The organism is Caenispirillum bisanense (genome assembly GCF_900230255.1).
GTDB classification, from domain to species: domain Bacteria; phylum Pseudomonadota; class Alphaproteobacteria; order Rhodospirillales; family Rhodospirillaceae; genus Caenispirillum; species Caenispirillum bisanense_A.
Genome location: NZ_OCNJ01000015.1, coordinates 1 through 22299, shown reverse-complemented (window position 1 = coordinate 22299; position 22299 = coordinate 1). Strand labels below are relative to the sequence as shown.

The following is a 22299-nucleotide window of genomic DNA, read 5'->3' as shown; positions in this document are numbered from 1 at the left end:
CGCCCGTCGCGTCCCCGTCGTGTCGGCCTGTCGGTGTCCGACATGCGACAATTGGCGGGGACGCGACACTCGGCCGCCACGTCAGGCTGTTGATTATCCAGCATAAACCGTCTGGCATGGCGGTTGCTTATCCTCCGGGCACCACCTCGGGACCACTCCCCGCCCGGAGGACGAGCCATGCTGAAAGAGAAAGTGCAGGAGCTCTTCAACGAGCCCGGCTGCGAAAAGAACCAGGCCAAAAGCGCCAGCGACCGCAAGAAGGGCTGCGCGACCAAGGGCCTCACGCCCGGCGCCGCCGCCGGCGGCTGCGCCTATGACGGCGCGCTGATCGCGCTGCAGCCCATCACCGACGTCGTGCATCTGGTCCACGGCCCCATCGCCTGCCTCGGCAATGCGTGGGACAACCGCCATGCCGCCTCGTCGGGATCGCAGCTCTACCGCATGGGCTTCACCACCGACATGGGCGAACTCGACGTCGTCTACGGCGGCGAGAAGAAGCTGTGGAAGGCCATCCGCGACGTCATCGCCGACCGCGACCCGCCGGCGGTGTTCGTCTACCAGACCTGCGTCCCGGCCCTCATCGGCGACGACATCGAAAAGGTCTGCGAGGCGGCGACCGAGAAGTTCGGCCGTCCGGTGGTGCCGGTCAACGCGCCGGGCTTCGTCGGCTCCAAGAACCTCGGCAACAAGCTGGGCGGCGAGGCGCTGCTCGACTACGTCATCGGCACGGTGGAACCCGACGACGCCGGCCCGACCGACGTCAACATCATCGGCGAGTACAACCTGTCGGGCGAGCTGTGGCAGGTGAAGCCGCTGCTGGAAAAGCTCGGCATCCGCCTGCGCGCCTGCATCACCGGCGACGCCAAGTTCCGCGACGTGGCGTCGGCGCACCGGGCGCGGGTGAACATGATGGTGTGCTCCCAGGCCATGATCAACGTCGGCCGCAAGATGCAGGAGCGCTGGGGCATCCCCTACTTCGAGGGCAGCTTCTACGGCATCGAGGACACCTCCGACGTCCTGCGCACCATGGCGAAGATGCTGGTCGAGCGCGGCGCGCCGGCCGACCTGGTCGACCGCACCGAGGCGCTGATCGCCGAGGAGGAAGAGAAGGCCTGGGCCGCCATCCGCGCTTTCCGGCCGCGCCTGGAGGGCCGCAAGGTGCTGCTCTATACCGGCGGCCACAAGAGCTGGTCGGTGATCTCCGCCCTGCACGAGGTGGGGATGGAGGTGGTGCGCACCAGCGTGCGCAAGGCCACCGTCAACGACAAGGCCCGCGCCCTCGACCTCATGGACGGCGACGAGAGCGCCCTGGTCGGCCAGATCCCGGCGCCGGAAATGTACCGCATGCTGGAAGACGGCGAGGCCGACATCATGCTGTCGGGCGGCCGCACCCAGTTCATCGCGCTGAAGGCCCGCCGGCCCTGGCTCGACATCAACCAGGAGCGCCACTACGCCTACGCCGGCTACATCGGCATGGTGGAACTGGTGCGCCAGCTCGACAAGGCGATCAACAACCCCATGTGGGCGCTCATCCAGAAGGATGCGCCGTGGGATGCCGACGGCGTGGTGCACGGCACGGCCGTCCAGGGCGAGGAGGGCTGACGGCCATGCAGAAGCACTCGGACAAGTTCGTCGTCGCCCGCAAGTCGGCGTCCACCAACCCGCTCAAGATGTCGGCGCCACTCGGGGCCGCCATGGCCTACCTGGGGCTGGACGGCTGCCTGCCGCTGTTCCACGGCAGCCAGGGCTGCACCGCCTTCGGGCTCGTGCTGCTGGTGCGCCACTTCAAGGAAGCCATCCCGTTCCAGACCACCGCCATGAACGAGGTGACCACCATCCTCGGCGGCATGGACAACGTGGAGCAGGCGGTCCTCAACATCTCCAAGCGGGCCAAGCCGAAGATCATCGGCATCTGCTCCACCGGCCTGACCGAAACCCGCGGCGAGGACACCGGCGCCGACATCCGCGTCATCAAGGCCCGCAACGCCGAAGCGCTGGCCGGCTGTGAACTGGTCTTCGCCGCGACGCCCGACTTCGCCGGCGGCATGCAGGAAGGCTGGGGCAAGGCCGTGGCGGCGATCATCGACGCCTTCGTGCCGGCCGCCGACGGCACCCGCGCCCTGCGGCAGGTGAACATCCTGGCCGGCTGCCACATGACGCCGGGCGACGTCGAGGAACTGCGCGAGATCGTCGAAGCCTTCGGGCTCGAGGCCATCGTGCTGCCCGACCTCGCCGGCTCGCTCGACGGCCACCTGCCGGGGCAGTACGTGCCGACCACCTACGGCGGCACCACGCTCGCCGACATGGGCCGCATGCACCGGTCCGTCGCCACCATCGCCATCGGCGAGCACATGCGCATCTCCGCCGAACGGCTGGAGGCGCGCACCGGCGTGCCGACGCGCTTCTTCGACGGCCTGACGGGGCTCGATGCAGTGGACCGCCTCATGGTGGCGCTGTCGGACATCTCGGGCCAGCCGGTGCCGCGCAAGTACCGCCGGCAGCGCAGCCAGCTGGTGGACGCCATGCTCGACGGCCACTTCCACTTCGGCCAGAAGAAGATCGCGCTGGCCGCCGAACCCGACCTGCTGTGGGCGGTGGGGCGCCTGTTCGCCGACCTGGGGGCGGAGCTGGCGACGGTGGTGACCACGGTGGCGGCGCCGCACCTGGAGCGGCTGCCTTGCGCGCAGATCGTCGTCGGCGACCTGTGGGACCTGGAGGAGGGCGCGGCGACCGCCGGGGCGGATCTGCTGGTCACCCACAGCCACGGCCGTCAGGCGAGCGAGCGCCTGGGCGTGCCGCTGGTGCGCATCGGCTTCCCGCAGTTCGACCGCATCGGCGCGAGCCACCAGACGCTGATCGGCTACCGCGGCACCCGCGACCTGATGTGCGGCATCGCCAACACCTTCATCGACAACCAGCACGCCCACAGCCCGCAGGACTGGCAGGAGGATCGCCATGGCGGTTCGCACGCTGCGGCTGGTTGAGGACCCTGCGCCGGCCGATGCCGCCGGCGCCGAGCGCAAGAGGGGCACCATGAAGATCGCCTTCACCACCCAGGATCTGAAGACCTGCGACGCGCATTTCGCCAGCGCCCGCAACATCGCCGTCTACGAAGTCTCCAAGGACGGCTACCGCTTCCTCGAAGCCATGCAGTTCGACAACACGAGCAACGAGGAAGGCAAGCATTCCGAGGACGGCGACGACCGCATCGCCGGCAAGGTCTCGGCGCTGGGCGGCTGCACCATCCTGTTCGTCAAGGCCATCGGCGGCCCGGCGGCGGCGCGCGTGGTGCAGGCCAAGGTGCACCCCATCAAGCTGCCGCAGCCCGAGCCCATCACCGTGGTGCTCGACCGCATGGTCGGCATGCTCAACGGCGCCCCGCCGCCGTGGCTGCGCAAGGCGCTGGCCCAGACCGAAGACCGCGACATGAGCTTCATGGAGGACTGACGGACATGACCACCGACGTTCTGGAGGCCGGCCTCGACGGCGATTTCGTGAAGGAACTGGTGCGCCAGATCCGCGCCCACGACAGCTACGGCACGTGGGAGAAGAAGGACGACGCGCAGCTCCTGGCCGACTTCATCGTCACCAAGGAACAGCGCCGCGAGATCCCCATCATCGGCGACCCGGACCCCGACATCCTGTGGCGCGTGGAGATGTTCTACGCCGCCGTCGGCCTGCTGGTGGAACGCCGCACGGGCCGCATGTGCAGCCCCATGATGAAGATGAGCCACGAGGGCTTCGGCCGTCTCATCATGACCACCGGGCGCCTGGTCGCCGTGGTGAAGTCGCTGCGCGACGTCCACCGCTTCGGCTTCGAGACCTTCGAGAAGCTGAACGAGGCCGGCGAGAAGCTGGTGGCCGACGCCGTGAAGTGGATCGAGACCTACCCGCAGGTGGCGGACGCGTAAGGGAGACGGCGGCATGTCCGAGATCGACGACCTGAAGGCGGAGCTGAAGAAGCTCTCGGCCCGCGCCACCACGGCGAAGATGAACCTGCACGACCTGTCGGAAGAACTGCCGACCGACTGGGAGAAGATCCCGGAGGTGGCGCAGGCGACCTACGACGCCCACGCCGCCCTCATGGCCGCGCGGGCCAAGTTGAAGGCGCTGGAGGCCGCGGCGGGCTGAGAGAGCCTGCGCCCGCGAGAGAGCGAACTGCGAACGGCCTCGAAAACGGGGCCATCGAGAGGGGTGACACTATGGCCAACGTGACCTATGCGACCCGCGACGGGACGCCCTGGGAGCCCAAGTACATCGAGAGCATCGACATGGCCTCGTGCATCGGCTGCGGCCGCTGCTTCAAGGTCTGTACGCAGGGCGTGCTGGAGCTGAAGGGCGTCAACGACGAGGGCGAGCTGTGCGACCCCTTCGACGACGACGAAGAGATCGAGCGCAAGGTCATGACCGTCGCCAATTCCGGCAAGTGCATCGGCTGCAACAGCTGCGCCGCCGTGTGCGGTGCCAACTGCCAGACGCACGCCGCCGCCGCCGCCTGACCGGCGGCCGGCATCCGAGTTTCCTTCCCGACAGGAGGGACGCATGACGCAGACGGTGTATCACAGGCTCATGGCGAGCGGTGGCTTGGGGGAGTACGTCGACCGCCATGTCTTCGCCTGCGTGCTCACCGTCTGTCGTGGTGATCCGGCGCGGACCCTTGCCGACGGCACGGGTCTCGCGCCGGACACCTTGACCGATGTGGTCGACCACTTCTTCCCCGGCTGCACGGATGTGCTGCGCGATGCCCCCGGCGCCTCAGCCGCCGACGAGGAGGCGCTGGAGGAGGAAGACCTGGTCCAACTGCTGCTCGACCACCGCAGCGACCCGAACAGCCGCACCGCGGCGTGGCTGGCGGTTCTGGTAGCGCGCCGCAGCCTCGGCGCCAATCACCTGTGGCAGGACCTCGGCCTGCGCGACCGCACCGAGCTGTCGGCCCTGCTGACACGGCACTTCGGCCCGCTGGCGGCGCAGAACACCCAGAACATGAAGTGGAAGAAGTTCTTCTACCGCCAGCTCTGCGGCCGCGAGGGCATCGTTCTCTGCAAGGCGCCCAACTGCGAGGTCTGCACCGACTTCGCGGTGTGTTTCGGCCCGGAGGCCGGCGACCCGCTCACCCCGCTCGCCGAGGCGCAACGCCTGGCGGCGGAGTAGGGGCGGGGATGCCGCTCAGGCCACCACGGAGGCGTTGAGGTAGCCGGTGAGCGTGTTGACCACGTTGTCGCCGAGCGCCGCCACGTCGTAGCCGCCTTCCATGACGAACAGGGTCGGCAGGCCGAGCCGCGCGATGCGCTCGCCCATGCGGGTGTAGTCGGGCGTGGTCAGCTTGAACTGGCTGATGGGGTCCTGCTCGAAGGTATCGACGCCGAGGCTCACCACCACCGCCTCGGCGCCCCAGCCGTGGATGCGGCGGCAGGCGTCGTCGAGGGCGTCGGCGTATCCCGTCTCCCAGCCGGTGCCCCAACGCAGCGGATAGTTGGCGTTGCAGCCCTCGCCGGCGCCCGTGCCGGTCTCGTCGGCGTAGCCCAGGAAGAAGGGGTATTCCTGAAGCGGGTCGGCGTGGACGGAGGCGAAGAACACGTCGGCGCGGTCGTAGAAGATCGCCTGGGTGCCGTTGCCGTGGTGGTAGTCGACGTCGAGCACCGCCACCTTGGCGGCGCCGTTGTCGCGCAGGTACTGGGCGGCGATGGCGGCGTTGTTGAGGAAGCAGTAGCCACCGTAGAGGTCGGCGGCGGCGTGATGCCCGGGCGGGCGGCACAGGGCGAAGGCGTGGCGCTTGCCGTCCTGGATCAGGCGGGCGCCGGTGAGGGCCACGTCGACGGCGGTACGCGCCGCCTTCCAGGTGCCAGCGGTGATGGGCGTGCCGGCATCCAGCGAGTAGTAGCTCAGCAGGCCGTCGATGGCCTCGGGGATCTTCTGGCGGAAGGTGCGCACCGGCCAGTTGAGCGGCAGGGCGTCGTAGGGGCCGTGCGCTTCCACCCAGCGGTCCCAGGCGGTGCTCAGGAAGGCCACGAACTCCGGCGTATGGACGCGGGTGATGGTATCGTCGGGGAAGCTCTCGGGCGACAGCAGCGGCCCGAAGCCCGCCGCCTCCACCGCCGCCCGGATGGTCTCGGCCCGTTCGGGCTTCTCCACGGGCGGCTGCAGCTGACCGCCGATCAGCTCGTAGGCGCCGTTCTGAAGGGCGTGCAGCTCCGAATACACGACGTCCATGTGGAAGCTCCCCGTTTCATTTGTTTGACAGGTGGCTTCGAGAGTGTCGGGTTTCCGGGGCGAACTCAAGCGTTCGGATAGGAAATCTTCAACACCTCCAGCACGTCGACGGCGCCGGGCGTGCGCACCTCCACCTCGTCGCCGACCTCCGCCTTCAGGAGCGCGCGGGCGACCGGCGACAGCCAGTTGATCTTGCCGTCGTTCAGGTCCGCCTCGTCGACGCCGACGATGGTGACCGTGCGTTCCTCGTCGCGGCTGTTCACGTAAGTGACGGTGGCGCCGAAGTAGACGCGGGAGCGGTCCGACTGGGCCGACGGGTCGACCACCAGCGCATTGTCGAGCCGCTTGCGCAGGAAGCGGATGCGCTTGTCGAGGCGGCGCAGCTCGCGCTTGCCTTCGATGTAGTCGGCGTTCTCGCTGCGGTCGCCCAGGCTCGCCGCCCACTCGACCACGCGCACCACCTCCGGCCGGCGCTCCTTCCACAGGTGGTTGAGTTCGTCCACCAGCGTCTTGTGGCCCTTGGGCGTCATGTAGAACTTGCCGCCGGCGGGCAGGGGGATGTCGTCGTCGTCGTCATCGTCGCGGTCGGCCATGGCGGCGGCTCCTGTGGGGAAAGAACGGCCGCCTTCAGTGCCGCAAAACGGGGGCGGCGCGCAAGGCATCAGGTGACCCCACCTCTTTCATGGTCTAAGCTTGCCCAAAGTCAAGTCGGCCCTCGGCGTCCGGCGCGACCATCCAAGAAACGTCAGCCCCGCTGGTGCGGGGCAGGGGGAACTACACCATGAAAGCGCTCCTTTCGCGCGGACGCATCCGCACCCGCATCGCCGTGGCCGTCCTGGTCCCGATTCTCGGTCTGCTAGCCTTCGCGGTCCTGCAGTCGGCGCGTTCCTATCAGGCCATGACCGAGGCGTCGCGGCTGCAGGAAGTGGCGGGCGTCGCCCCGGCCGTGTCGGCAGTCGTCCATGAACTGCAGAAGGAACGCGGCGCCACCGCCGGCTTCCTCGCCGCCCGCAGCGACGAGTTCCGCACCCTGCTCGACAACCAGCGGCGCCTGTCGGACAAGGCGATCACGACGCTGCTGGCCCAGTTCCAGATCCTCGCGGCCGATACCGACGACCGGGTGCTGCGCGATCAGGTGACCAAGGACGTAGCCCGCCTCGGCGACCTGGCGGCCACCCGCCGCGCCGTCGACGGCGGCGGCATCGAGACGCCGGCCGCCATCGGCTGGTACACCGCCACCATCGCCGGTAACCTCGACGTCATCGCCCGCATGGCGGCGGTGTCGACCAACGCCGGCGTCACCCGCAGCGTGGCGGCCTACGTCGCCTACCTGCAAGCCAAGGAGCGCGCCGGCATCGAGCGCGCCACGGGCGCGGCCGGCTTCGGCGCCGGCGCCTTCAATCCCGCCCTGCACGAGCGTTTCGTCGCGCTGATCGGTGCCCAGGGGGCCTTCCTCGCCACCTTCCAGGCCTTCGCCGAGGACGGTTGGAAAACCGCCGCCGCCGCCGTCGCCGACAGCCCGGCCGCCAAGGACGTGGAGCGCATGCGCCGCGTCGGCATCGAAAGCATGGGCGCGGCCACGACCGGCATCGAAGGTCCGGCGTGGTTCAAGGCGGCCACCGCCCGCATCGACCTCATGAAGGGCGTCGAGGACACCATCGCCGCCGACCTGACCGGCCGCCTCGCCGGCCTCTCGGCGGTGGCGCGCAACACCTTCGCGGCGACGCTGGCGGTGTCGGTGGCGCTGCTGGCGGTGACGCTGGTGCTGGTGACGGTCATCGTGCGCGGCATCGTCGGCCCCGTGCGGGCGCTGACCGACGAGATGAAGCGCCTCGCCGACGGCGACACCAGCATGGTCCCCGCCGGGCTCGACCGCGAGGACGAGGTTGGCGACATGGCGCGCGCCGTCGAGGTCTTCCGCGACCACATGATCCGCGCCGACCAGCTGGCCGCCGACCAGCGGCGAGAGCAGGAAGCCCGCGCCGCCCGCGCCGCCCACATCGAAGCCCTCACCGCCGATTTCGACAGCGCCGTCAGCGCCCTGCTCGACACGGTCGCCGGTGCGGCCAACGAACTGGAAACGACGGCGGAGAGCATGTCGGCCATCGCCGAGGAGACCAGCCGGCAGGCCGTCGCCGTCTCCGCCGCCGCCGAGGAGGCCAGCGCCAACGTGGAAACCGTCGCCGCCTCGGCCGAGGAACTGCACGCCTCGTCGGCCGAGATCGGGCGCCGCGTCACCGAGAGCAGCGAAGTCAGCCGCCGCGCCGCCGCCCAGGCGGAGGAAACGGCCACCGTCGTCTCGCACCTGTCGGACAGCGCGCAGAAGATCGGCGAGGTCGTCGGCCTCATCGCCGACATCGCCGACCAGACCAACCTGCTGGCCCTGAACGCCACCATCGAAGCGGCGCGCGCGGGCGACGCCGGCAAGGGGTTCGCGGTCGTCGCCAGCGAAGTGAAACAGCTCGCCGGCCAGACCGCCAAGGCGACGGAAGACATCAGCCGCCAGATCACCGACGTGCAGTCGGCGACCACTCACGCCGTGGAGGCCATCGGCGCCATCGGCGGCATGGTGCGCGAAGTGGACCATGCCGCCTCGGCCATCGCCTCGGCGGTGGAGGAGCAGAACGCCGCCACCGCCGAAATCGCCCGCAACATCGCCCAGGCGTCGCAGGGCGCCGGCGACGTGTCGGCCAACATCGGCGGCGTCACGGCGGCGGCCAGCGAGGCCGGGCAGGCGGCGAGCGGCGTGCTGCACGCCTCCGAACGCCTGACCCGCGACAGCGGCGCGTTGCGCGAAACCGTCCGCCGCTTCCTGATGGAGGTTCGCGCCGCCTGAGGCAGCGGAAAGACCGCCAACCGAAACCTGCCGCACCGGAAGGGGCCGGGTCGTTCGCGACCCGGCCCCTTGCTTTTGCGCCCATTTCCGGCGCTTTCGCCATCATCGATTCTGCTTTCGCTTTTTTCGCTTTGCGGCCGTCGGATTTTCGACTAACCTTCTAATTGAAAGTTCCGTGACGGGTCTCCTCGGCTGGGGACGCGTCGGTCCCAGACCAGACCGGGAGCCAACCCGGCGGTCATGTTCAGGACGGAGCGAAAGGGAGGCCATGCAGCCGCAAGTGTTCGACATCGCCGTCATCGGCGGTGGCGTGAACGGGTGTGGAATCGCCCGCGACGCCGCCGGCCGCGGGCTCTCGGTCTTCCTGTGCGAGCAGGCGGACCTGGCCGGCGCCACCTCCTCGGCGAGCACGAAACTCATCCATGGTGGCCTGCGCTACCTGGAATACTACGAATTCCGCCTGGTGCGCGAAGCGCTGATCGAGCGCGAAACCCTGCTGCGCGCCGCCCCCCACATCATCTGGCCGTTGCGCTTCGTGCTGCCGCACCACGACGGCCTGCGCCCCGGCTGGCTCATCCGCCTCGGCCTGTTCCTCTACGACCACCTGGGCGGCCGCGAGATCCTGCCGGGCACCCGCCAGATCGACCTGCGCACCGACACCCTCGGCGCACCGCTGAAGAGCGACTTCGCCAAGGGCTTCGAGTACTCCGACTGCTGGGTCGAGGACAGCCGCCTCGTCGTGCTCAACGCCATGGACGTGCGCCAGCGCGGCGGCGAGGTGCGCACCCGCACCCGCCTGCGCACCGCCGAACGCCAGGGCGACCAGTGGCTGGTGACGGTGGAGGACGTCGACACCGGCGCCACCACCCAGATCCGCGCCCGCGCCGTGGTCAATGCCGCCGGACCCTGGGTCGCCGAGGTGCTGAGCAACCGCCTGCGCATGAACAGCCCGGCGCGCGTGCGCATGGTCAAGGGCAGCCACGTCATCGTGCCGCGCCTCTACGACCACGACCGCGCCTACATCTTCCAGAATCCCGACAAGCGGATCATCTTCGCGATCCCCTACGAGACCGACTTCACCCTCATCGGCACCACCGACGAGGACTTCCAGGGCGATCCGGCCGACGTGCACATCGCCGAAACCGAAGTCGACTACCTCTGCCGGGCCGCCAGTGCCTACTTCCGCGCCCCTGTCCGGAAGGAGGACATCGTCCATACCTTCTCGGGCGTGCGGCCGCTCTACGACGACGGTGCCAGCGAGGCACGCGCCGCCACCCGCGACTACACCATCGAGACGGACGGCGGGGAAGGGCAGGCGCCCCTGGTCAGCGTGTTCGGCGGCAAGATCACCACCTACCGCAAGCTCGCCGAGGCGGTGATGGAAAAGCTGCAGCCGCGCTTCCCAGAAATGGGCCGGCCGTGGACGGCCAACGCACCCCTGCCGGGCGGCAATTTCGCGGTGTCGGCAGTCGACGCCCAGGTCGCCAAGCTGCGCGAAGCCTATGCCTTCCTCGACGAGGCCTGGGCCCGCCGGCTGGTGCGCGCCTACGGCACGCTGGCGGGCAAGATGCTGAACGGCGCCGCCTCGCTCGCCGACATGGGCGAGGACTTCGGCGGCAGCCTGACGGCCCGCGAGGTGGCGTGGTTGATGGAAGAAGAGTGGGCGGTCGCCGCCGACGACGTGCTGTGGCGCCGCTCCAAGCTCGGCCTGCGTCTGTCGCCGGCCCAGCGCGACCGCCTGGAGGCCTGGATGCACGCGCGCCGGCACGGGGAAGCGGCGCCGGCGCTGCGTCAGGGAGGGGCGGCATGACGCTCGAGTTGCACAACGTATCGAAGGTGGTCCGCGGCGAGACGCACATCCGCGACGTCTCCCTGCGGTTGGAACGGGGCAGCCTGAACGTGCTGCTCGGCCCGACGCTGTCGGGCAAGACCAGCCTCATGCGCCTCATGGCGGGGCTCGACGAACCGACCTCCGGCCGCGTGATCATGGACGGCACCGACGTCACCGGCTGGCCGGTGCGCAAGCGCTCCGTCGCCATGGTCTACCAGCAGTTCATCAACTACCCGACCCTGTCGGTGTGGGAGAACATCGCCTCGCCGCTGAAGGTCGCCGGTCGGCCCAAGGACGAGATCGAGCGCAAGGTGGCCGAGGCCGCCAAGCTCCTGCGCATCGACAAGATGCTCGACCGCACACCGCTGGAACTGTCGGGCGGCCAGCAGCAGCGCACGGCGCTCGCCCGCGCGCTGGTGAAGGGCGCCGACCTGGTGCTGCTGGACGAGCCGCTCGCCAACCTGGACTACAAGCTGCGCGAGGAACTGCGCGAGGAACTGCCGCGGCTGTTCGCCGAAACCGGCTCCATCCTCGTCTACGCCACCACCGAGCCGGCGGAAGCGCTGCTGCTCGGCGGCCATACGGCGACGCTGCACGAAGGCGCCGTGACCCAGTTCGGCCCGACGCTCGACGTCTACCGCCGGCCGCACGACCGCCGCACGGCGCAGGTGTTCTCCGACCCGCCCATGAACTTCCTCGACATCGAGCTGAAGGGCGGCATGGCGTGGATCGGCGAAGCGGTGGTGCCGGCGGCCGGATCGCTGCACGGCTTGGCGGACGGCGGCTATACCATCGGCTTCCGCCCCAACCACCTGGCGCTCAAGGCCGGCCGGCCGCACGCCGTGGAGCTGGAGGCGGTGGTGGCGGTGACCGAGATCACCGGGTCGGAGAGCTTCGTGCACATGGACTACGCCGGCTGCCGCTGGGTCGCCCTCGCGCACGGCGTCCACGAACCGGAGATCGACGCGCCCGTGCGCGTGTGGCTCGACCCCGAGCGCTTCTTCGTGTTCGACCGTGCCGGCGACCTGGTCGCCGCGCCGGAACCGCGCGCCGCCGCGGCCTGAGCGGGAAGGGAGGAGCAAGACACATGGCCCGCATCGAGCTTTCGCGCCTCGCGCATTCCTACCGCCCGAACCCGTCGGGACCGGCCGACTACGCCCTGAAGGAGTTCGATCTCACCTGGGACGACGGCGGCGCCTATGCGCTGCTCGGCCCCTCGGGCTGCGGCAAGACGACGCTGCTGAACATCATCTCCGGCCTGCTGGCGGCCAGCCACGGCCGCGTGCTGTTCGACGGCGAGGACGTCACCCGCCTGCCGCCGGAGGCGCGCAACATCGCCCAGGTGTTCCAGTTCCCGGTCGTCTACGACAGCATGACCGTGCGCGACAACCTCGCCTTCCCGCTGAAGAACCGCGGCGTGCCCGCCGACGAGATCGACCGGCGCGTGAAGGAAATGGCCGAAATGCTGGAAATGACGGCGGACCTGCACAAGAAGGCCCAGGGCCTTACCGCCGACGCCAAACAGAAGATCAGCCTCGGCCGCGGCCTCGTGCGTGCCGACGTCAACGCCATCCTGTTCGACGAGCCGCTGACGGTCATCGACCCGCACCTCAAGTGGCTGCTGCGCAGCCAGCTGAAGCACCTGCACCGGCGCTTCGCCCACACCATGATCTACGTCACCCACGACCAGACGGAGGCGCTGACCTTCGCCGACAAGGTGGTGGTGATGTACGAGGGCGAGGTGGTGCAGGTGGGCACGCCGGAAGAGCTGTTCCAGCGCCCGGCGCACACCTTCGTCGGCTACTTCATCGGCTCGCCGGGCATGAACGTGCTGCCGTGCCGTGTCGACGGCGCGCAGGCGACGGTCGGCGAGCACGTGGTGCGCCTGCGCGGCGGCTACCGCGCCCTGCCGCAGGGGGCCAAGACGGAGATCGGCGTGCGCCCCGAGTTCGTGACCCTGTCGCGCGGCGAGGGCCTGCCGATCCAGGTGGAGCGCGTCGACGACACCGGCCGCTTCCGGGTGGTGAAGGCGCGCCTCGACGGCCTCGCCTTCAATGCGCTGATCCCCGAGGGCGCGGAAATTCCCGCCGATGGCGTGCGCGCCAGTTTCGATCCGCAGGCGACCAACCTCTACGTCGACGACCACCTGTGGCCCGCCGAAGGGGAGGCCTGATCCATGGACAAGAAGTACGACAACCGCGCCTGGTTCATGGTGCTGCCCGTGGTGCTGCTGGTGGCGTTCTCCGCCCTCGTGCCGCTCATGACGGTGGTGAACTACTCGGTGCAGGACACCTTCGGCAACAACGTGTTCTTCTGGGCCGGCACCGACTGGTTCGAGGACGTGCTGCTGTCCGACCGCTTCCACGACGCCCTGTGGCGGCAGTTCCTGTTCTCGGGCATCATCCTGGCCATCGAGGTGCCGCTCGGCATCGCCGTCGCGCTCGCCATGCCGCGCAAGGGCTGGCTGGTCCCGGTGTGCCTGGTGACCATGGCGCTGCCGCTGCTGATCCCGTGGAACGTGGTCGGCACCATCTGGCAGGTCTTCGCCCGCCCGGACATCGGCCTGCTCGGCTACTTCCTGAACAACGTCCTCGGGATGTCGTTCAACTACACCCTGAACCCGCTGCACGCCTGGATCACCGTCATCGTCATGGACGTGTGGCACTGGACGAGCCTGGTGGTGCTGCTGTGCTACGCCGGCCTGCAGTCGATCCCCGACGCCTATTACCAGGCGGCGCGCATCGACGGGGCGAGCAAGTGGGCGATCTTCCGCCACATCCAGTTGCCCAAACTGCACCGGGTGCTGCTGATCGCCGTGCTGCTGCGCTTCATGGACAGCTTCATGATCTACACCGAGCCCTTTGTCGTCACCGGCGGCGGCCCGGGCAGCGCCACCACCTTCCTGTCCATCGACCTGGTGAAGATGGCCATCGGCCAGTTCGACCTCGGCCGCGCCGCCGCCTTCTCCATCGTCTACTTCCTGATCATCCTGCTGGTGTCGTGGGCCTTCTACACGGTCATGACCGGCAAGACGAAGGACTCGCAGTGATGAAGGACACCCGCGTGACCGCCGCCGCCGTCACCGCCGGCGCCCAGACCCCGACCCGGCGGCCCACCGTCGACGCCAAGGCGCGCGCCCGCGCCGGCCGGCGGCGGTTCCCCAAGCGCTGGATCGTGCCGACCCTCTACATCGTCTTCCTGCTCCTGCCGATCTACTGGCTGTTCACCATGAGCATCAAGACGAACACGGAGATCCTGTCGACCTTCAACCTGTGGCCCGACAGCCCGACGTTGGCCAATTACATGGTCATCTTCAACGACCCGTCGTGGTATTCGGGCTACATCAACTCGACCATCTACGTGGTCCTGAACACGCTGATCTCGGTGACCGTGGCGCTGCCCGCGGCCTATGCCTTCTCGCGCTACGAGTTCCTCGGCGACAAGCACCTGTTCTTCTGGCTGCTGACCAACCGCATGGCGCCGCCGGCCGTCTTCGCGCTGCCGTTCTTCCAGCTGTATTCGGCGGTCGGGCTATTCGACACCCACATCGCGGTCGCGCTGGCGCATTGCCTGTTCAACGTGCCGCTGGCGGTGTGGATCCTCGAAGGCTTCATGTCGGGCGTGCCGAAGGAAATCGACGAGACGGCCTATATCGACGGCTACAGCTTCCCGCGCTTCTTCACCAAGATCTTCATGCCGCAGATCGCCAGCGGCATCGGCGTCGCCGCCTTCTTCTGCTTCATGTTCAGCTGGGTGGAGTTGCTGCTGGCCCGCACCCTGACGGCCACCGAGGCCAAGCCGATTTCCGCCATCATGACGCGCACCGTGTCCGCCTCCGGCCTCGACTGGGGCGTGCTGGCCGCCGCCGGCTTCCTGACGCTGATCCCCGGCGCGCTCGTGATCTGGTTCGTGCGCAACTACATCGCCAAGGGCTTCGCCCTCGGCCGCGTGTGACGAAGGAGACTTCCGCCATGACGCTCGCCTGGATGGCCTGGACGTGGCCGACCGCGATCTTCTTCCTCTGCATCGTCGCCGCCCTGGTCGCCATGACCGCCTGGGAGGTCGCCCGGCCGCAGACCGAGCGGGTCGGCGTGCTGCGCATCGCCACCACCCGCGGCGACCGCCTGTTCATCTCGCTGCTCGGCTCGGCCTGGATCCACCTCGCGTGGCTCGGCACGACCGATCTGGCGCTGTGGGGCGCGTCGATCCTGTCGGTGATCTACGCCCTCTGCGTCTTCCGCTGGGTCTGACGGCCCGGCCGAACCCGGGGGAGGTGCGGCCCCCGCCGATCCGTCCGCACCAAGTGCATCCGGCAACCGGAGCAACACAGGGAGGAACATCATGAAGCGTCGAACGCTGGCGGCGGCAACCGCCATGTTCGTGGTCCTCGGGTCCGGGTCCGCCTGGGCCGACATGGAGGCGGCCAAGCGGTGGGTGGACAGCGAGTTCCAGCCCTCCACGCTCTCCAAGGAAGAGCAGCTGAAGGAGATGGAGTGGTTCATCAAGGCCGCCGAACCCTTCAAGGGCATGGACATCAAGGTCGTCTCGGAAACCATCACGACGCACGAGTACGAGGCCAAGACCCTCGCCAAGGCGTTCTCCGAAATCACCGGCATCAACCTCACCCACGACCTGATCGGTGAGGGCGACGTCATCGAGAAGCTGCAGACCCAGATGCAGTCCGGCCAGAACATCTACGACGGCTGGGTCAACGACAGCGACCTCATCGGCACCCACATCCGCTACGACCAGGTGACGCCGCTCACCGACTGGATGGCCGGCGAGGGCAAGGACGTCACCAACCCCATGCTCGACATCGAGGATTTCATGGGGATTTCCTTCACCACCGGGCCGGACGGCAAGGTCTATCAGTTGCCGGACCAGCAGTTCGCGAACCTCTACTGGTTCCGCTACGACTGGTTCAACGACCCCGAGCTGAAGGCCAAGTTCAAGGAAAAGTACGGCTACGAGCTGGGCGTTCCGGTCAACTGGTCGGCCTATGAGGACATCGCCAACTTCTTCACCAACGACGTGAAGGAGATCGACGGCAAGCGCGTCTACGGCCACATGGACTACGGCAAGAAGGACCCGTCGCTCGGCTGGCGCTTCACCGACGCCTGGCTGTCCATGGCCGGCACCGGTGACAAGGGCCTGCCCAACGGCAAGCCGGTGGACGAGTGGGGCATCCGCGTCGACGGCTGCCGCCCGGTCGGCTCCGACGTCACCCGCGGTGGCGCCACCAACGCCCCGGCCTCGGTCTTCGCGCTCACCAAGTACATCGACTGGCTGAAGCAGTACGCGCCGCCGGAAGCCGCCGGCATGACCTTCTCCGAGGCCGGCCCGGTGCCGGCGCAGGGCAACGTCGCGCAGCAGATCTTCTGGTACACCGCCTTCACCGCCGACATGGCCAAGGACGGCCTGCCGGTCGTGGACGAGAACGGCAATCCCAAGTGGCGCATGGCGCCGAGCCCGCACGGCCCCTACTGGCAGGAAGGCATGAAGCTCGGCTACCAGGACGCCGGTTCCTGGACCCTGCTCAACTCCACCCCGCTGGAGCGCCGCAAGGCCGCCTGGCTCTACGCTCAGTTCGTCACTTCCAAGTCCGTCAGCCTGAAGAAGACCCACGTCGGCCTGACGCCCATCCGTGACAGCGACATCCGCCACGAGTCCTTCACCGAGCGGGCGCCGCAGCTCGGCGGTCTGGTCGAGTTCTACCGCAGCCCGGCCCGCGTGCTGTGGACCCCGACCGGCACCAACGTGCCCGACTACCCGAAGCTCGCCCAGCTGTGGTGGCAGAACGTCGCCCAGGCGGTCACCGGCGAGGTCACCCCGCAGGAGGCCATGGACAACCTGGCCAAGCAGCAGGACGACGTCATGGCCCGCCTCGAGCGCGCCGGCATCCAGGGCGAATGCGGTCCGAAGCTGAACGAGCCGCGCGACGCGCAGTACTGGTTCGACCAGGAAGGCTCGCCGAAACCCAAGCTGGCGAACGAGAAGGAACAGGGCCAGACCATCTCCTACGACGAGCTGGTGAAGTCCTGGAAGGACGCCAGCGCGGCCAAGAGCAACTGATCCGTTTCCTCCCAAGCCGACCCTAACCCCAACTCGGGCCGGGGGCGCACCCGCGCCGCCGGCCCCTTCTTTTCCCGGGGGTGACCGACATGACCGAGTACGTCCTCGCCATCGACCAGGGCACGACCTCGTCGCGCGCCATCCTGTTCGACCGCGAGCACCGCGTGCGCGCCGTCGCGCAGAAGGAATTCCCGCAGCACTTCCCGGCCTCCGGCTGGGTGGAGCATGATCCCGAGGACCTGTGGGCGACGGTGGTGGAAACCTGCCGCGCCGCGCTGGCCGAGGCCGGCGCCCGCGCCGCCGACGTGGCCGGCATCGGCATCACCAACCAGCGCGAGACCACCGTGGTGTGGGAGCGGGCGACCGGCAAGGCCATCCACAACGCCATCGTCTGGCAGGACCGCCGCACCGCCGACCTGTGCGACACCCTGCGCCGCGCCGGCCACGAGACGGAGGCGCGCAGCCGCACCGGCCTGCTGATCGACCCCTATTTCGCCGGCACCAAGCTCGCCTGGATCCTGAACCGCGTGCCGGGCGCGCGGGAGCGGGCAGGGCAGGGCGAGTTGTGCTTCGGCACCGTCGACAGCTTCCTGCTGTGGCGGCTGACCGGCGGCAAGGTCCACGCCACCGACGCCACCAACGCCAGCCGCACCCTCCTGTGGAACATCCACTCCGGCGAGTGGGACCCGGTGATGCGCGGCATCCTGGAGGTGCCGGAGAGCCTGCTGCCCGACGTGCGCGACAGCGCCGCCGACTATGGCGAGACGCTGCCCGAGCTGTTCGGCGGACCCATCCGCGTCCTCGGCATGGCGGGCGACCAGCAAGCGGCCTGCATCGGCCAGGCCTGCTTCGAACCGGGGATGATCAAATCCACCTACGGCACCGGCTGCTTCGCCCTGCTCAACACCGGGCCGCAGAGCGTCACCAGTCGCAACCGGCTGCTGACCACGGTGATGATGCAGCTGGACGGCAAGCGCACCTACGCGCTCGAAGGCTCCATCTTCGTCGCCGGCGCCGCCGTGCAGTGGCTGCGCGACGCCATGGGCCTCATCGCCACGGCCGGCGAGACCCAGGGGCTGGCGGAAACGGCCGATGCGGCGCAGGACGTCTACCTAGTGCCGGCCTTCGTCGGTCTCGGCGCGCCCTATTGGGACGCCCAGGCGCGCGGGGCGATCTACGGCCTGACGCGCGCCACCGGGCCGCGGGAGTTCGCCCGGGCGGCGCTCGAATGCGTCGCCTACCAGACGCGGGACCTGCTCGACGCCATGCGCGGCGACTGGGGCGGCAACGACTTCGGCGCGTCCGTCCTGCGCTGCGACGGCGGCATGGTGGCGAGCGACTGGATGATGCAGTTCCTCGCCGACATCCTCGACACGCCCGTCGACCGGCCCGACACCCTGGAGACGACGGCGCTGGGTGCCGCCTACCTCGCCGGCTACCGCGCCGGGTTCTATCCGGCTCCCGCCGAGTTCGCCCGCGACTGGCGCCTCGACCGCCGGTTCGAGCCGGCCATGACCGAGCCCGTGCGCGCCCGCAAGGTGGCCGGCTGGCGCGACGCCGTGCGCCGCACCCTCACCACGGCGTCGAGCGGAGCCGAGCGCGGCGCCGCCTGACTGGACGCCGCCGCCGTGCCGTGGCATCCCTTCCGCTCCACGCGAGGAGGACCGGCATGGCGGCGACGGCTTTCGATCTGACGGGACAGGTGGCGCTGGTGACCGGCGCCGGCGGCGGGCTCGGCGCCGCGGCGGCGGGCGCGCTGGCGGAGGCGGGCGCCACCGTTCTTCTGGTCGGGCGCACGGCGGCACCGCTGGAGGCGCTGGCGGCCCGGCTGCCGGCGGCGGTGGCGCTGCCGCTCGACATCACCGACGAAGCCGCCTGCGACGCCGCCTTCGCCCACATCGAGGCGGAGTACGGCGGGCTCGACATCCTGGTGAACAACGCCGGCGCCCGCGACCGCCGCCCCTTCGCCGACTTCGAGACGGACGCGGCGCGCCGCCTGCTGGAGACCAACCTGCTGGCGCCCTTCCACCTGAGCCGCCGGGCCGCCCGCCAGATGGCCGCCAAGGGCAGGGGGCGCATCGTCAACATCACCTCCATCGCCGGCCCCATCTCGCGCGCCGGCGACCCCGCCTACACCATGGCGAAGGCGGGCCTGGAGGGGCTGACGCGGGCGCTGGCGGCGGAACTGGGCGGGCAGGGGGTGACGGTGAACGCAGTCGCGCCGGGCTTCTTCGCCACCGACGCCAATGCGGCCATGGTCGCCGACCCCGGCATCGCCGACTGGCTCGCGCGCCGCACCTCGCTCGGTCGCTGGGGCCGGCCGGAGGAGATCGGCGGGGCGGTGGTGTTCCTGGCGTCCGACGCCGCGTCCTACGTCACCGGGCACGTCCTGTTCGTCGACGGCGGTTACGTGGCGCACTTCTGATCGTGACCGCGCCCCCTTAACCCATTGACTCTTTGTGTATTGCGCCTGGGTGCCGCTGCGCGAATATCAAGGGCTCATAGCACAGCGAGGCGCCGGCCATGACCTTCTACCGCAACGACCGCCCGGCCCGCGAAGGCGAGCGCACCAGCTGGGAAGACGAGTGGGCCGCCCACAAGGCCATGGACGCCGCCGAGCGCCGCAAGCGCGGCCCCATCCTGCGCTGCATGGCCCGAGGCTTGCGCCTGCGCTGTCCGCGCTGCGGCGAGGGCCGGGTGCTGCAGCGCTTCCTGGAGCCGACCACCGCCTGCGCCGCCTGCGGTGAAAGCTACGCCCACATCCGCACCGACGATTTCGCGCCGTGGCTCGGCATCTTGGTCATCGGCCACGTGCTGGTGCCGCTGGCGATCCTGGTGGAGACGTGGTTCCACCCCTCGGTGCTGATCCATGCCGCCCTATGGGCGGTCGTCGGCATGGAACTGGTGTTCTTCTTCCTGCCGCGCGCCAAGGGCATGGCGCTCGGCCTCATGTGGTCCCTCAACATGCGCGGCGACGAGCACCAGCATTGACCGACGAGCCCACCGATCCGAACGACAAGCTGATCCGTACCAAGATGCGCTGGGCCGAGGAAGGCCGCGGCCTGACGGGGGAGCGGTCGTCGCCTGCGCGCGATCGCTTGCCGCCGGGCCAGCGGCTGGTGACCGACCAGCCCGTGCTCGACCTCGGCAACCGGCCGCAGGTCGCGACGCGGGACTGGACCTTCACCGTCGGCGGCAGCGTGGAGACGCCCATCACCTGGGACTGGAACAGCTTCATGGCGCAGCCGCAGGTCTCGACGGTCACCGACATCCACTGCGTCACCACCTGGTCGCGCTACGACACGGCGTGGGACGGGGTGACCAGCCGGCACCTGCTGGACGTGGTGCGGCCGAAGCCATCGGCGAAGGCCGTGATGCTGCGGTGCTACGACGGCTACACCACCAACGTCACCCTGGACGACTTCGCGGCGGAGGGGGTGATCGTCGCCCATGCGCTCGACGGCTACCCGCTGCCGCGCGAGCACGGCGGGCCGGTGCGCGTGGTGGTGCCGCACCTGTACTTCTGGAAGAGCGCCAAGTGGGTGCGCCACATCGAGGTGATGGACGAGGACAAGCCCGGGTACTGGGAAGCCCGCGGCTATCACATGCGCGGCGACCCCTGGACGGAGGAACGGTATGAGTAGGATCCTGGCGGCGGCGGCCGTGGTGGCCGGCAGCCTGTTCGGTGGACAGGCCGGCGCGGCGGGGCAGGGCGGCAGCGCCCATGCCTTCGCCTTCACGAGCATCGACGGCGCGCCCCTGCCGCTGTCGCAATTCGCCGGCAAGGCGGTGCTGGTGGTCAACACGGCCAGCCAGTGCGGCTTCACCTCGCAGTACGAGCAATTGCAGGCGGTGTGGGACACCTACCGCGACCGCGGCCTCGTGGTGCTCGGCGTGCCGTCCAACGACTTCGGCGGCCAGGAACCGGGCACCGAAGCGCAGATCAAGGACTTCTGCGAGACCACCTTCAGCGTCGACTTCCCGCTCACCGCCAAGGAACAGGTGAGCGGCGCCGAGGCGCATCCGTTCTATCAGTGGGCGAAGGCGGAAAAGGGCGCCCTGGCGGCGCCCAAGTGGAACTTCCACAAGTACCTCATCGCCCCCGACGGCCGCCTGGTGGACTGGTTCTCCACCGTCACCCGCCCCGACAGCGACAAGGTGATCGCCGCCATCGAGCAGACGTTGCCTGGCCGGTGAGACGCAACGCAGGTAGGTCTGCCGGAATCGTCCTGGGCCAGTATTGCTTCCGACATATCTATCGCCGTTCCTTCTGACCTTGAATTGTTTTCTGTCCAGCGCTACGGTATATGAGGAAACCAGAGGCAAATGTGACGAAAGATGACAATGACCGAAAGCAGCGTTGTTGTGATTGCTACCGGCACCGCGTCATTTGTGGTCATTTTGTCAGCGATTGCGCTTTTTCTGCGGTACATGCGTGGCCACGGAATTAGAGTCCGTTTGAGAATGTCAGGGGTGGCAGATCCTGCGGACGAGTAGGTTGCCCATTGCGAGGAAGATCATTGCCTCGGACACGTCGATACGTTGCTCGTAATCGCGGACGAGGCGGCGGTACCGGGTCAGCCAGCCGATGCTACGCTCAACCACCCAGCGACGCGGGATGACCTTGAACCCAGGATCGGTGTCGGAGCGGCGCACGACCTCGACGACGAAATCGAGGAAGGCGGCCTTGTCGAGCAGCTTGCGGCGGTCGTAAGCGCCATCAGCGAAGAAGTGCTTCACCCACGGCCAGCGCTTGCGGATGGCGTCGAGGATAGGCATTGCCCCGGCGCTGTCGGAAATATCTGCCGTGGTCAGGTTAACGGCGAGCAGCCGCCCATCTGTGTCCACCGCGATGTGCCGCTTGCGACCGACGATCTTCTTTCCCGCGTCGTAACCGCGCTTGTCAGCCATCGGGGCTTTGATGGTCTGGCTGTCGATGACGCCTGCCGTCGGGCTGGCCTCCCGTCCGGCGCGCTCGCGGTCGATCATCAGCGCCACGTCATGGATGGTGCGAAACAGCAGAGAACGCACAAAACGCCGGAACCACCAATAGACCGTCTGCCACGGTGGGAAATGGACCGGCAACATCCGCCACTCGCAACCGGACCGAACCATGTAGCGCAAGGCGTTCACCACCTCGCGCAAATCGGTCGTCCGCTTGCGCCCACGCCCCGAAGGCTGCGGCAGAAAAGGCTCCAGCGCGCCCCATTCCTCATCGGTCAGGTCGCTGGGATACCGTTTCGTCTTCTTTTCAATGGCCGCCATGCGGCTGCGCGTCGATGTGTTCCACATCGACAGCTTGAATCATCCCCGCCTCAGGCGCTCAAGCCTTTTTCAAACAGCCTCTTAG

Annotated in this window: 23 protein-coding genes; 20 read left to right on the top strand and 3 right to left on the bottom strand. The window is 68.8% G+C overall.

From position 1 onward, the window contains the following. Positions 1-177 precede the first annotated feature (177 nt). The 7 genes from nifE (at position 178) to CRP50_RS22390 (ending at position 5151) form a co-directional block, all read left to right on the top strand. Positions 178-1602, top strand: a complete 1425-nt coding sequence (gene nifE, locus CRP50_RS22420) for a nitrogenase iron-molybdenum cofactor biosynthesis protein NifE (RefSeq protein WP_097281436.1) — start codon at positions 178-180, stop codon at positions 1600-1602. A gap of 5 nt (positions 1603-1607) precedes the next feature. Continuing rightward, positions 1608-2984: a nitrogenase iron-molybdenum cofactor biosynthesis protein NifN gene (nifN, locus tag CRP50_RS22415; RefSeq protein WP_097281435.1), complete on the top strand. Its 1377-nt coding sequence runs from the start codon at positions 1608-1610 to the stop codon at positions 2982-2984. Further along, positions 2956-3447, top strand: a complete 492-nt coding sequence (gene nifX / locus CRP50_RS22410) for a nitrogen fixation protein NifX (protein ID WP_097281434.1) — start codon at positions 2956-2958, stop codon at positions 3445-3447. Before nifN ends, nifX begins: the two co-directional genes overlap by 29 nt. Positions 3448-3452: 5 nt before the next feature. After that, entirely contained in the window at positions 3453-3911 is a 459-nt protein-coding gene (locus tag CRP50_RS22405; protein ID WP_097281433.1) for a NifX-associated nitrogen fixation protein, read from the top strand. 13 nt (positions 3912-3924) lie between these two features. After that, positions 3925-4131, top strand: a complete 207-nt coding sequence (locus CRP50_RS22400; RefSeq protein ID WP_097281432.1) for a CCE_0567 family metalloprotein — start codon at positions 3925-3927, stop codon at positions 4129-4131. Positions 4132-4202: 71 nt separating this feature from the next. Beyond that, entirely contained in the window at positions 4203-4499 is a 297-nt protein-coding gene (gene fdxB, locus CRP50_RS22395; RefSeq protein ID WP_097281431.1) for a ferredoxin III, nif-specific, read from the top strand. A gap of 43 nt (positions 4500-4542) precedes the next feature. Continuing rightward, the gene (locus CRP50_RS22390; protein ID WP_097281430.1) at positions 4543-5151 is read left to right on the top strand and encodes a nitrogen fixation protein NifQ; all 609 of its coding nucleotides are present in this window, start codon (positions 4543-4545) and stop codon (positions 5149-5151) included. A 15-nt stretch (positions 5152-5166) separates the two neighbouring features. Here the strand turns inward: CRP50_RS22390 and CRP50_RS22385 are convergent, their stop codons facing one another. Then, positions 5167-6210: a histone deacetylase family protein gene (locus tag CRP50_RS22385; protein ID WP_097281429.1), complete on the bottom strand. Its 1044-nt coding sequence runs from the start codon at positions 6208-6210 to the stop codon at positions 5167-5169. A 65-nt stretch (positions 6211-6275) separates the two neighbouring features. Continuing rightward, the gene (gene greB, locus CRP50_RS22380) at positions 6276-6803 is read right to left on the bottom strand and encodes a transcription elongation factor GreB (RefSeq protein WP_097281428.1); all 528 of its coding nucleotides are present in this window, start codon (positions 6801-6803) and stop codon (positions 6276-6278) included. A 188-nt stretch (positions 6804-6991) separates the two neighbouring features. Between greB and CRP50_RS22375 the strand changes: the two genes are divergently transcribed. The 13 genes from CRP50_RS22375 (at position 6992) to CRP50_RS22315 (ending at position 21146) form a co-directional block, all read left to right on the top strand. After that, positions 6992-9046, top strand: a complete 2055-nt coding sequence (locus CRP50_RS22375) for a methyl-accepting chemotaxis protein (protein WP_097281427.1) — start codon at positions 6992-6994, stop codon at positions 9044-9046. A gap of 268 nt (positions 9047-9314) precedes the next feature. After that, positions 9315-10856 carry a glycerol-3-phosphate dehydrogenase gene (gene glpD, locus CRP50_RS22370; RefSeq protein WP_097281426.1) on the top strand — a complete coding sequence of 514 codons (1542 nt, stop codon included), beginning with the start codon at positions 9315-9317 and terminating at the stop codon, positions 10854-10856. Then, complete coding sequence (locus tag CRP50_RS22365; protein ID WP_097281425.1) at positions 10853-11941, top strand: ABC transporter ATP-binding protein; 1089 nt, start codon at positions 10853-10855, stop codon at positions 11939-11941. Before glpD ends, CRP50_RS22365 begins: the two co-directional genes overlap by 4 nt. Before the next feature lie 23 nt (positions 11942-11964). Next, positions 11965-13050 (top strand): ABC transporter ATP-binding protein, encoded by a 1086-nt coding sequence (locus CRP50_RS22360; protein ID WP_097281424.1) that lies wholly within the window; start codon positions 11965-11967, stop codon positions 13048-13050. A 3-nt stretch (positions 13051-13053) separates the two neighbouring features. Further along, on the top strand, positions 13054-13926 hold the full coding sequence (locus CRP50_RS22355) for a carbohydrate ABC transporter permease (protein ID WP_097281423.1): 873 nt from the start codon (positions 13054-13056) through the stop codon (positions 13924-13926). After that, positions 13926-14831 carry a carbohydrate ABC transporter permease gene (locus CRP50_RS22350; RefSeq protein ID WP_097281422.1) on the top strand — a complete coding sequence of 302 codons (906 nt, stop codon included), beginning with the start codon at positions 13926-13928 and terminating at the stop codon, positions 14829-14831. Before CRP50_RS22355 ends, CRP50_RS22350 begins: the two co-directional genes overlap by 1 nt. Before the next feature lie 17 nt (positions 14832-14848). After that, entirely contained in the window at positions 14849-15127 is a 279-nt protein-coding gene (locus CRP50_RS22345; RefSeq protein ID WP_097281421.1) for a DUF2160 domain-containing protein, read from the top strand. 91 nt (positions 15128-15218) lie between these two features. Continuing rightward, a complete protein-coding gene (locus CRP50_RS22340; protein WP_097281420.1) occupies positions 15219-16949 on the top strand; it encodes an ABC transporter substrate-binding protein in 1731 nt (576 codons plus the stop codon). An 89-nt stretch (positions 16950-17038) separates the two neighbouring features. Beyond that, positions 17039-18562, top strand: a complete 1524-nt coding sequence (glpK, locus tag CRP50_RS22335) for a glycerol kinase GlpK (RefSeq protein WP_097281419.1) — start codon at positions 17039-17041, stop codon at positions 18560-18562. A gap of 56 nt (positions 18563-18618) precedes the next feature. Beyond that, complete coding sequence (locus CRP50_RS22330) at positions 18619-19374, top strand: SDR family oxidoreductase (protein WP_097281418.1); 756 nt, start codon at positions 18619-18621, stop codon at positions 19372-19374. A 98-nt stretch (positions 19375-19472) separates the two neighbouring features. Beyond that, a complete protein-coding gene (locus tag CRP50_RS22325; protein WP_097281417.1) occupies positions 19473-19940 on the top strand; it encodes a DUF983 domain-containing protein in 468 nt (155 codons plus the stop codon). Then, positions 19937-20593, top strand: a complete 657-nt coding sequence (locus CRP50_RS22320) for a sulfite oxidase-like oxidoreductase (RefSeq protein ID WP_322090861.1) — start codon at positions 19937-19939, stop codon at positions 20591-20593. Before CRP50_RS22325 ends, CRP50_RS22320 begins: the two co-directional genes overlap by 4 nt. Continuing rightward, positions 20586-21146, top strand: coding sequence for a glutathione peroxidase (locus CRP50_RS22315; protein WP_097281416.1), 561 nt, complete (start codon positions 20586-20588; stop codon positions 21144-21146). The genes CRP50_RS22320 and CRP50_RS22315 overlap by 8 nt, the downstream gene beginning before the upstream one ends. Before the next feature lie 270 nt (positions 21147-21416). Here the strand turns inward: CRP50_RS22315 and CRP50_RS22310 are convergent, their stop codons facing one another. Next, complete coding sequence (locus CRP50_RS22310) at positions 21417-22241, bottom strand: IS5 family transposase (protein WP_097278946.1); 825 nt, start codon at positions 22239-22241, stop codon at positions 21417-21419. Positions 22242-22299: the final 58 nt, after the last annotated feature.

Excerpts from the sequence above, each read along its gene's own strand:
- nifE (WP_097281436.1), top strand. The coding sequence starts at position 178 with ATGCTGAAAGAGAAAGTGCAGGAGCTCTTCAACGAGCCCGGCTGCGAA.
- nifN (WP_097281435.1), top strand. The coding sequence starts at position 1,608 with ATGCAGAAGCACTCGGACAAGTTCGTCGTCGCCCGCAAGTCGGCGTCC.
- nifX (WP_097281434.1), top strand. The coding sequence starts at position 2,956 with ATGGCGGTTCGCACGCTGCGGCTGGTTGAGGACCCTGCGCCGGCCGAT.
- CRP50_RS22405 (WP_097281433.1), top strand. The coding sequence starts at position 3,453 with ATGACCACCGACGTTCTGGAGGCCGGCCTCGACGGCGATTTCGTGAAG.
- CRP50_RS22400 (WP_097281432.1), top strand. The coding sequence starts at position 3,925 with ATGTCCGAGATCGACGACCTGAAGGCGGAGCTGAAGAAGCTCTCGGCC.
- fdxB (WP_097281431.1), top strand. The coding sequence starts at position 4,203 with ATGGCCAACGTGACCTATGCGACCCGCGACGGGACGCCCTGGGAGCCC.
- CRP50_RS22390 (WP_097281430.1), top strand. The coding sequence starts at position 4,543 with ATGACGCAGACGGTGTATCACAGGCTCATGGCGAGCGGTGGCTTGGGG.
- CRP50_RS22385 (WP_097281429.1), bottom strand. The coding sequence starts at position 6,210 with ATGGACGTCGTGTATTCGGAGCTGCACGCCCTTCAGAACGGCGCCTAC.
- greB (WP_097281428.1), bottom strand. The coding sequence starts at position 6,803 with ATGGCCGACCGCGACGATGACGACGACGACGACATCCCCCTGCCCGCC.
- CRP50_RS22375 (WP_097281427.1), top strand. The coding sequence starts at position 6,992 with ATGAAAGCGCTCCTTTCGCGCGGACGCATCCGCACCCGCATCGCCGTG.
- glpD (WP_097281426.1), top strand. The coding sequence starts at position 9,315 with ATGCAGCCGCAAGTGTTCGACATCGCCGTCATCGGCGGTGGCGTGAAC.
- CRP50_RS22365 (WP_097281425.1), top strand. The coding sequence starts at position 10,853 with ATGACGCTCGAGTTGCACAACGTATCGAAGGTGGTCCGCGGCGAGACG.
- CRP50_RS22360 (WP_097281424.1), top strand. The coding sequence starts at position 11,965 with ATGGCCCGCATCGAGCTTTCGCGCCTCGCGCATTCCTACCGCCCGAAC.
- CRP50_RS22355 (WP_097281423.1), top strand. The coding sequence starts at position 13,054 with ATGGACAAGAAGTACGACAACCGCGCCTGGTTCATGGTGCTGCCCGTG.
- CRP50_RS22350 (WP_097281422.1), top strand. The coding sequence starts at position 13,926 with ATGAAGGACACCCGCGTGACCGCCGCCGCCGTCACCGCCGGCGCCCAG.
- CRP50_RS22345 (WP_097281421.1), top strand. The coding sequence starts at position 14,849 with ATGACGCTCGCCTGGATGGCCTGGACGTGGCCGACCGCGATCTTCTTC.
- CRP50_RS22340 (WP_097281420.1), top strand. The coding sequence starts at position 15,219 with ATGAAGCGTCGAACGCTGGCGGCGGCAACCGCCATGTTCGTGGTCCTC.
- glpK (WP_097281419.1), top strand. The coding sequence starts at position 17,039 with ATGACCGAGTACGTCCTCGCCATCGACCAGGGCACGACCTCGTCGCGC.
- CRP50_RS22330 (WP_097281418.1), top strand. The coding sequence starts at position 18,619 with ATGGCGGCGACGGCTTTCGATCTGACGGGACAGGTGGCGCTGGTGACC.
- CRP50_RS22325 (WP_097281417.1), top strand. The coding sequence starts at position 19,473 with ATGACCTTCTACCGCAACGACCGCCCGGCCCGCGAAGGCGAGCGCACC.
- CRP50_RS22315 (WP_097281416.1), top strand. The coding sequence starts at position 20,586 with ATGAGTAGGATCCTGGCGGCGGCGGCCGTGGTGGCCGGCAGCCTGTTC.
- CRP50_RS22310 (WP_097278946.1), bottom strand. The coding sequence starts at position 22,241 with ATGTGGAACACATCGACGCGCAGCCGCATGGCGGCCATTGAAAAGAAG.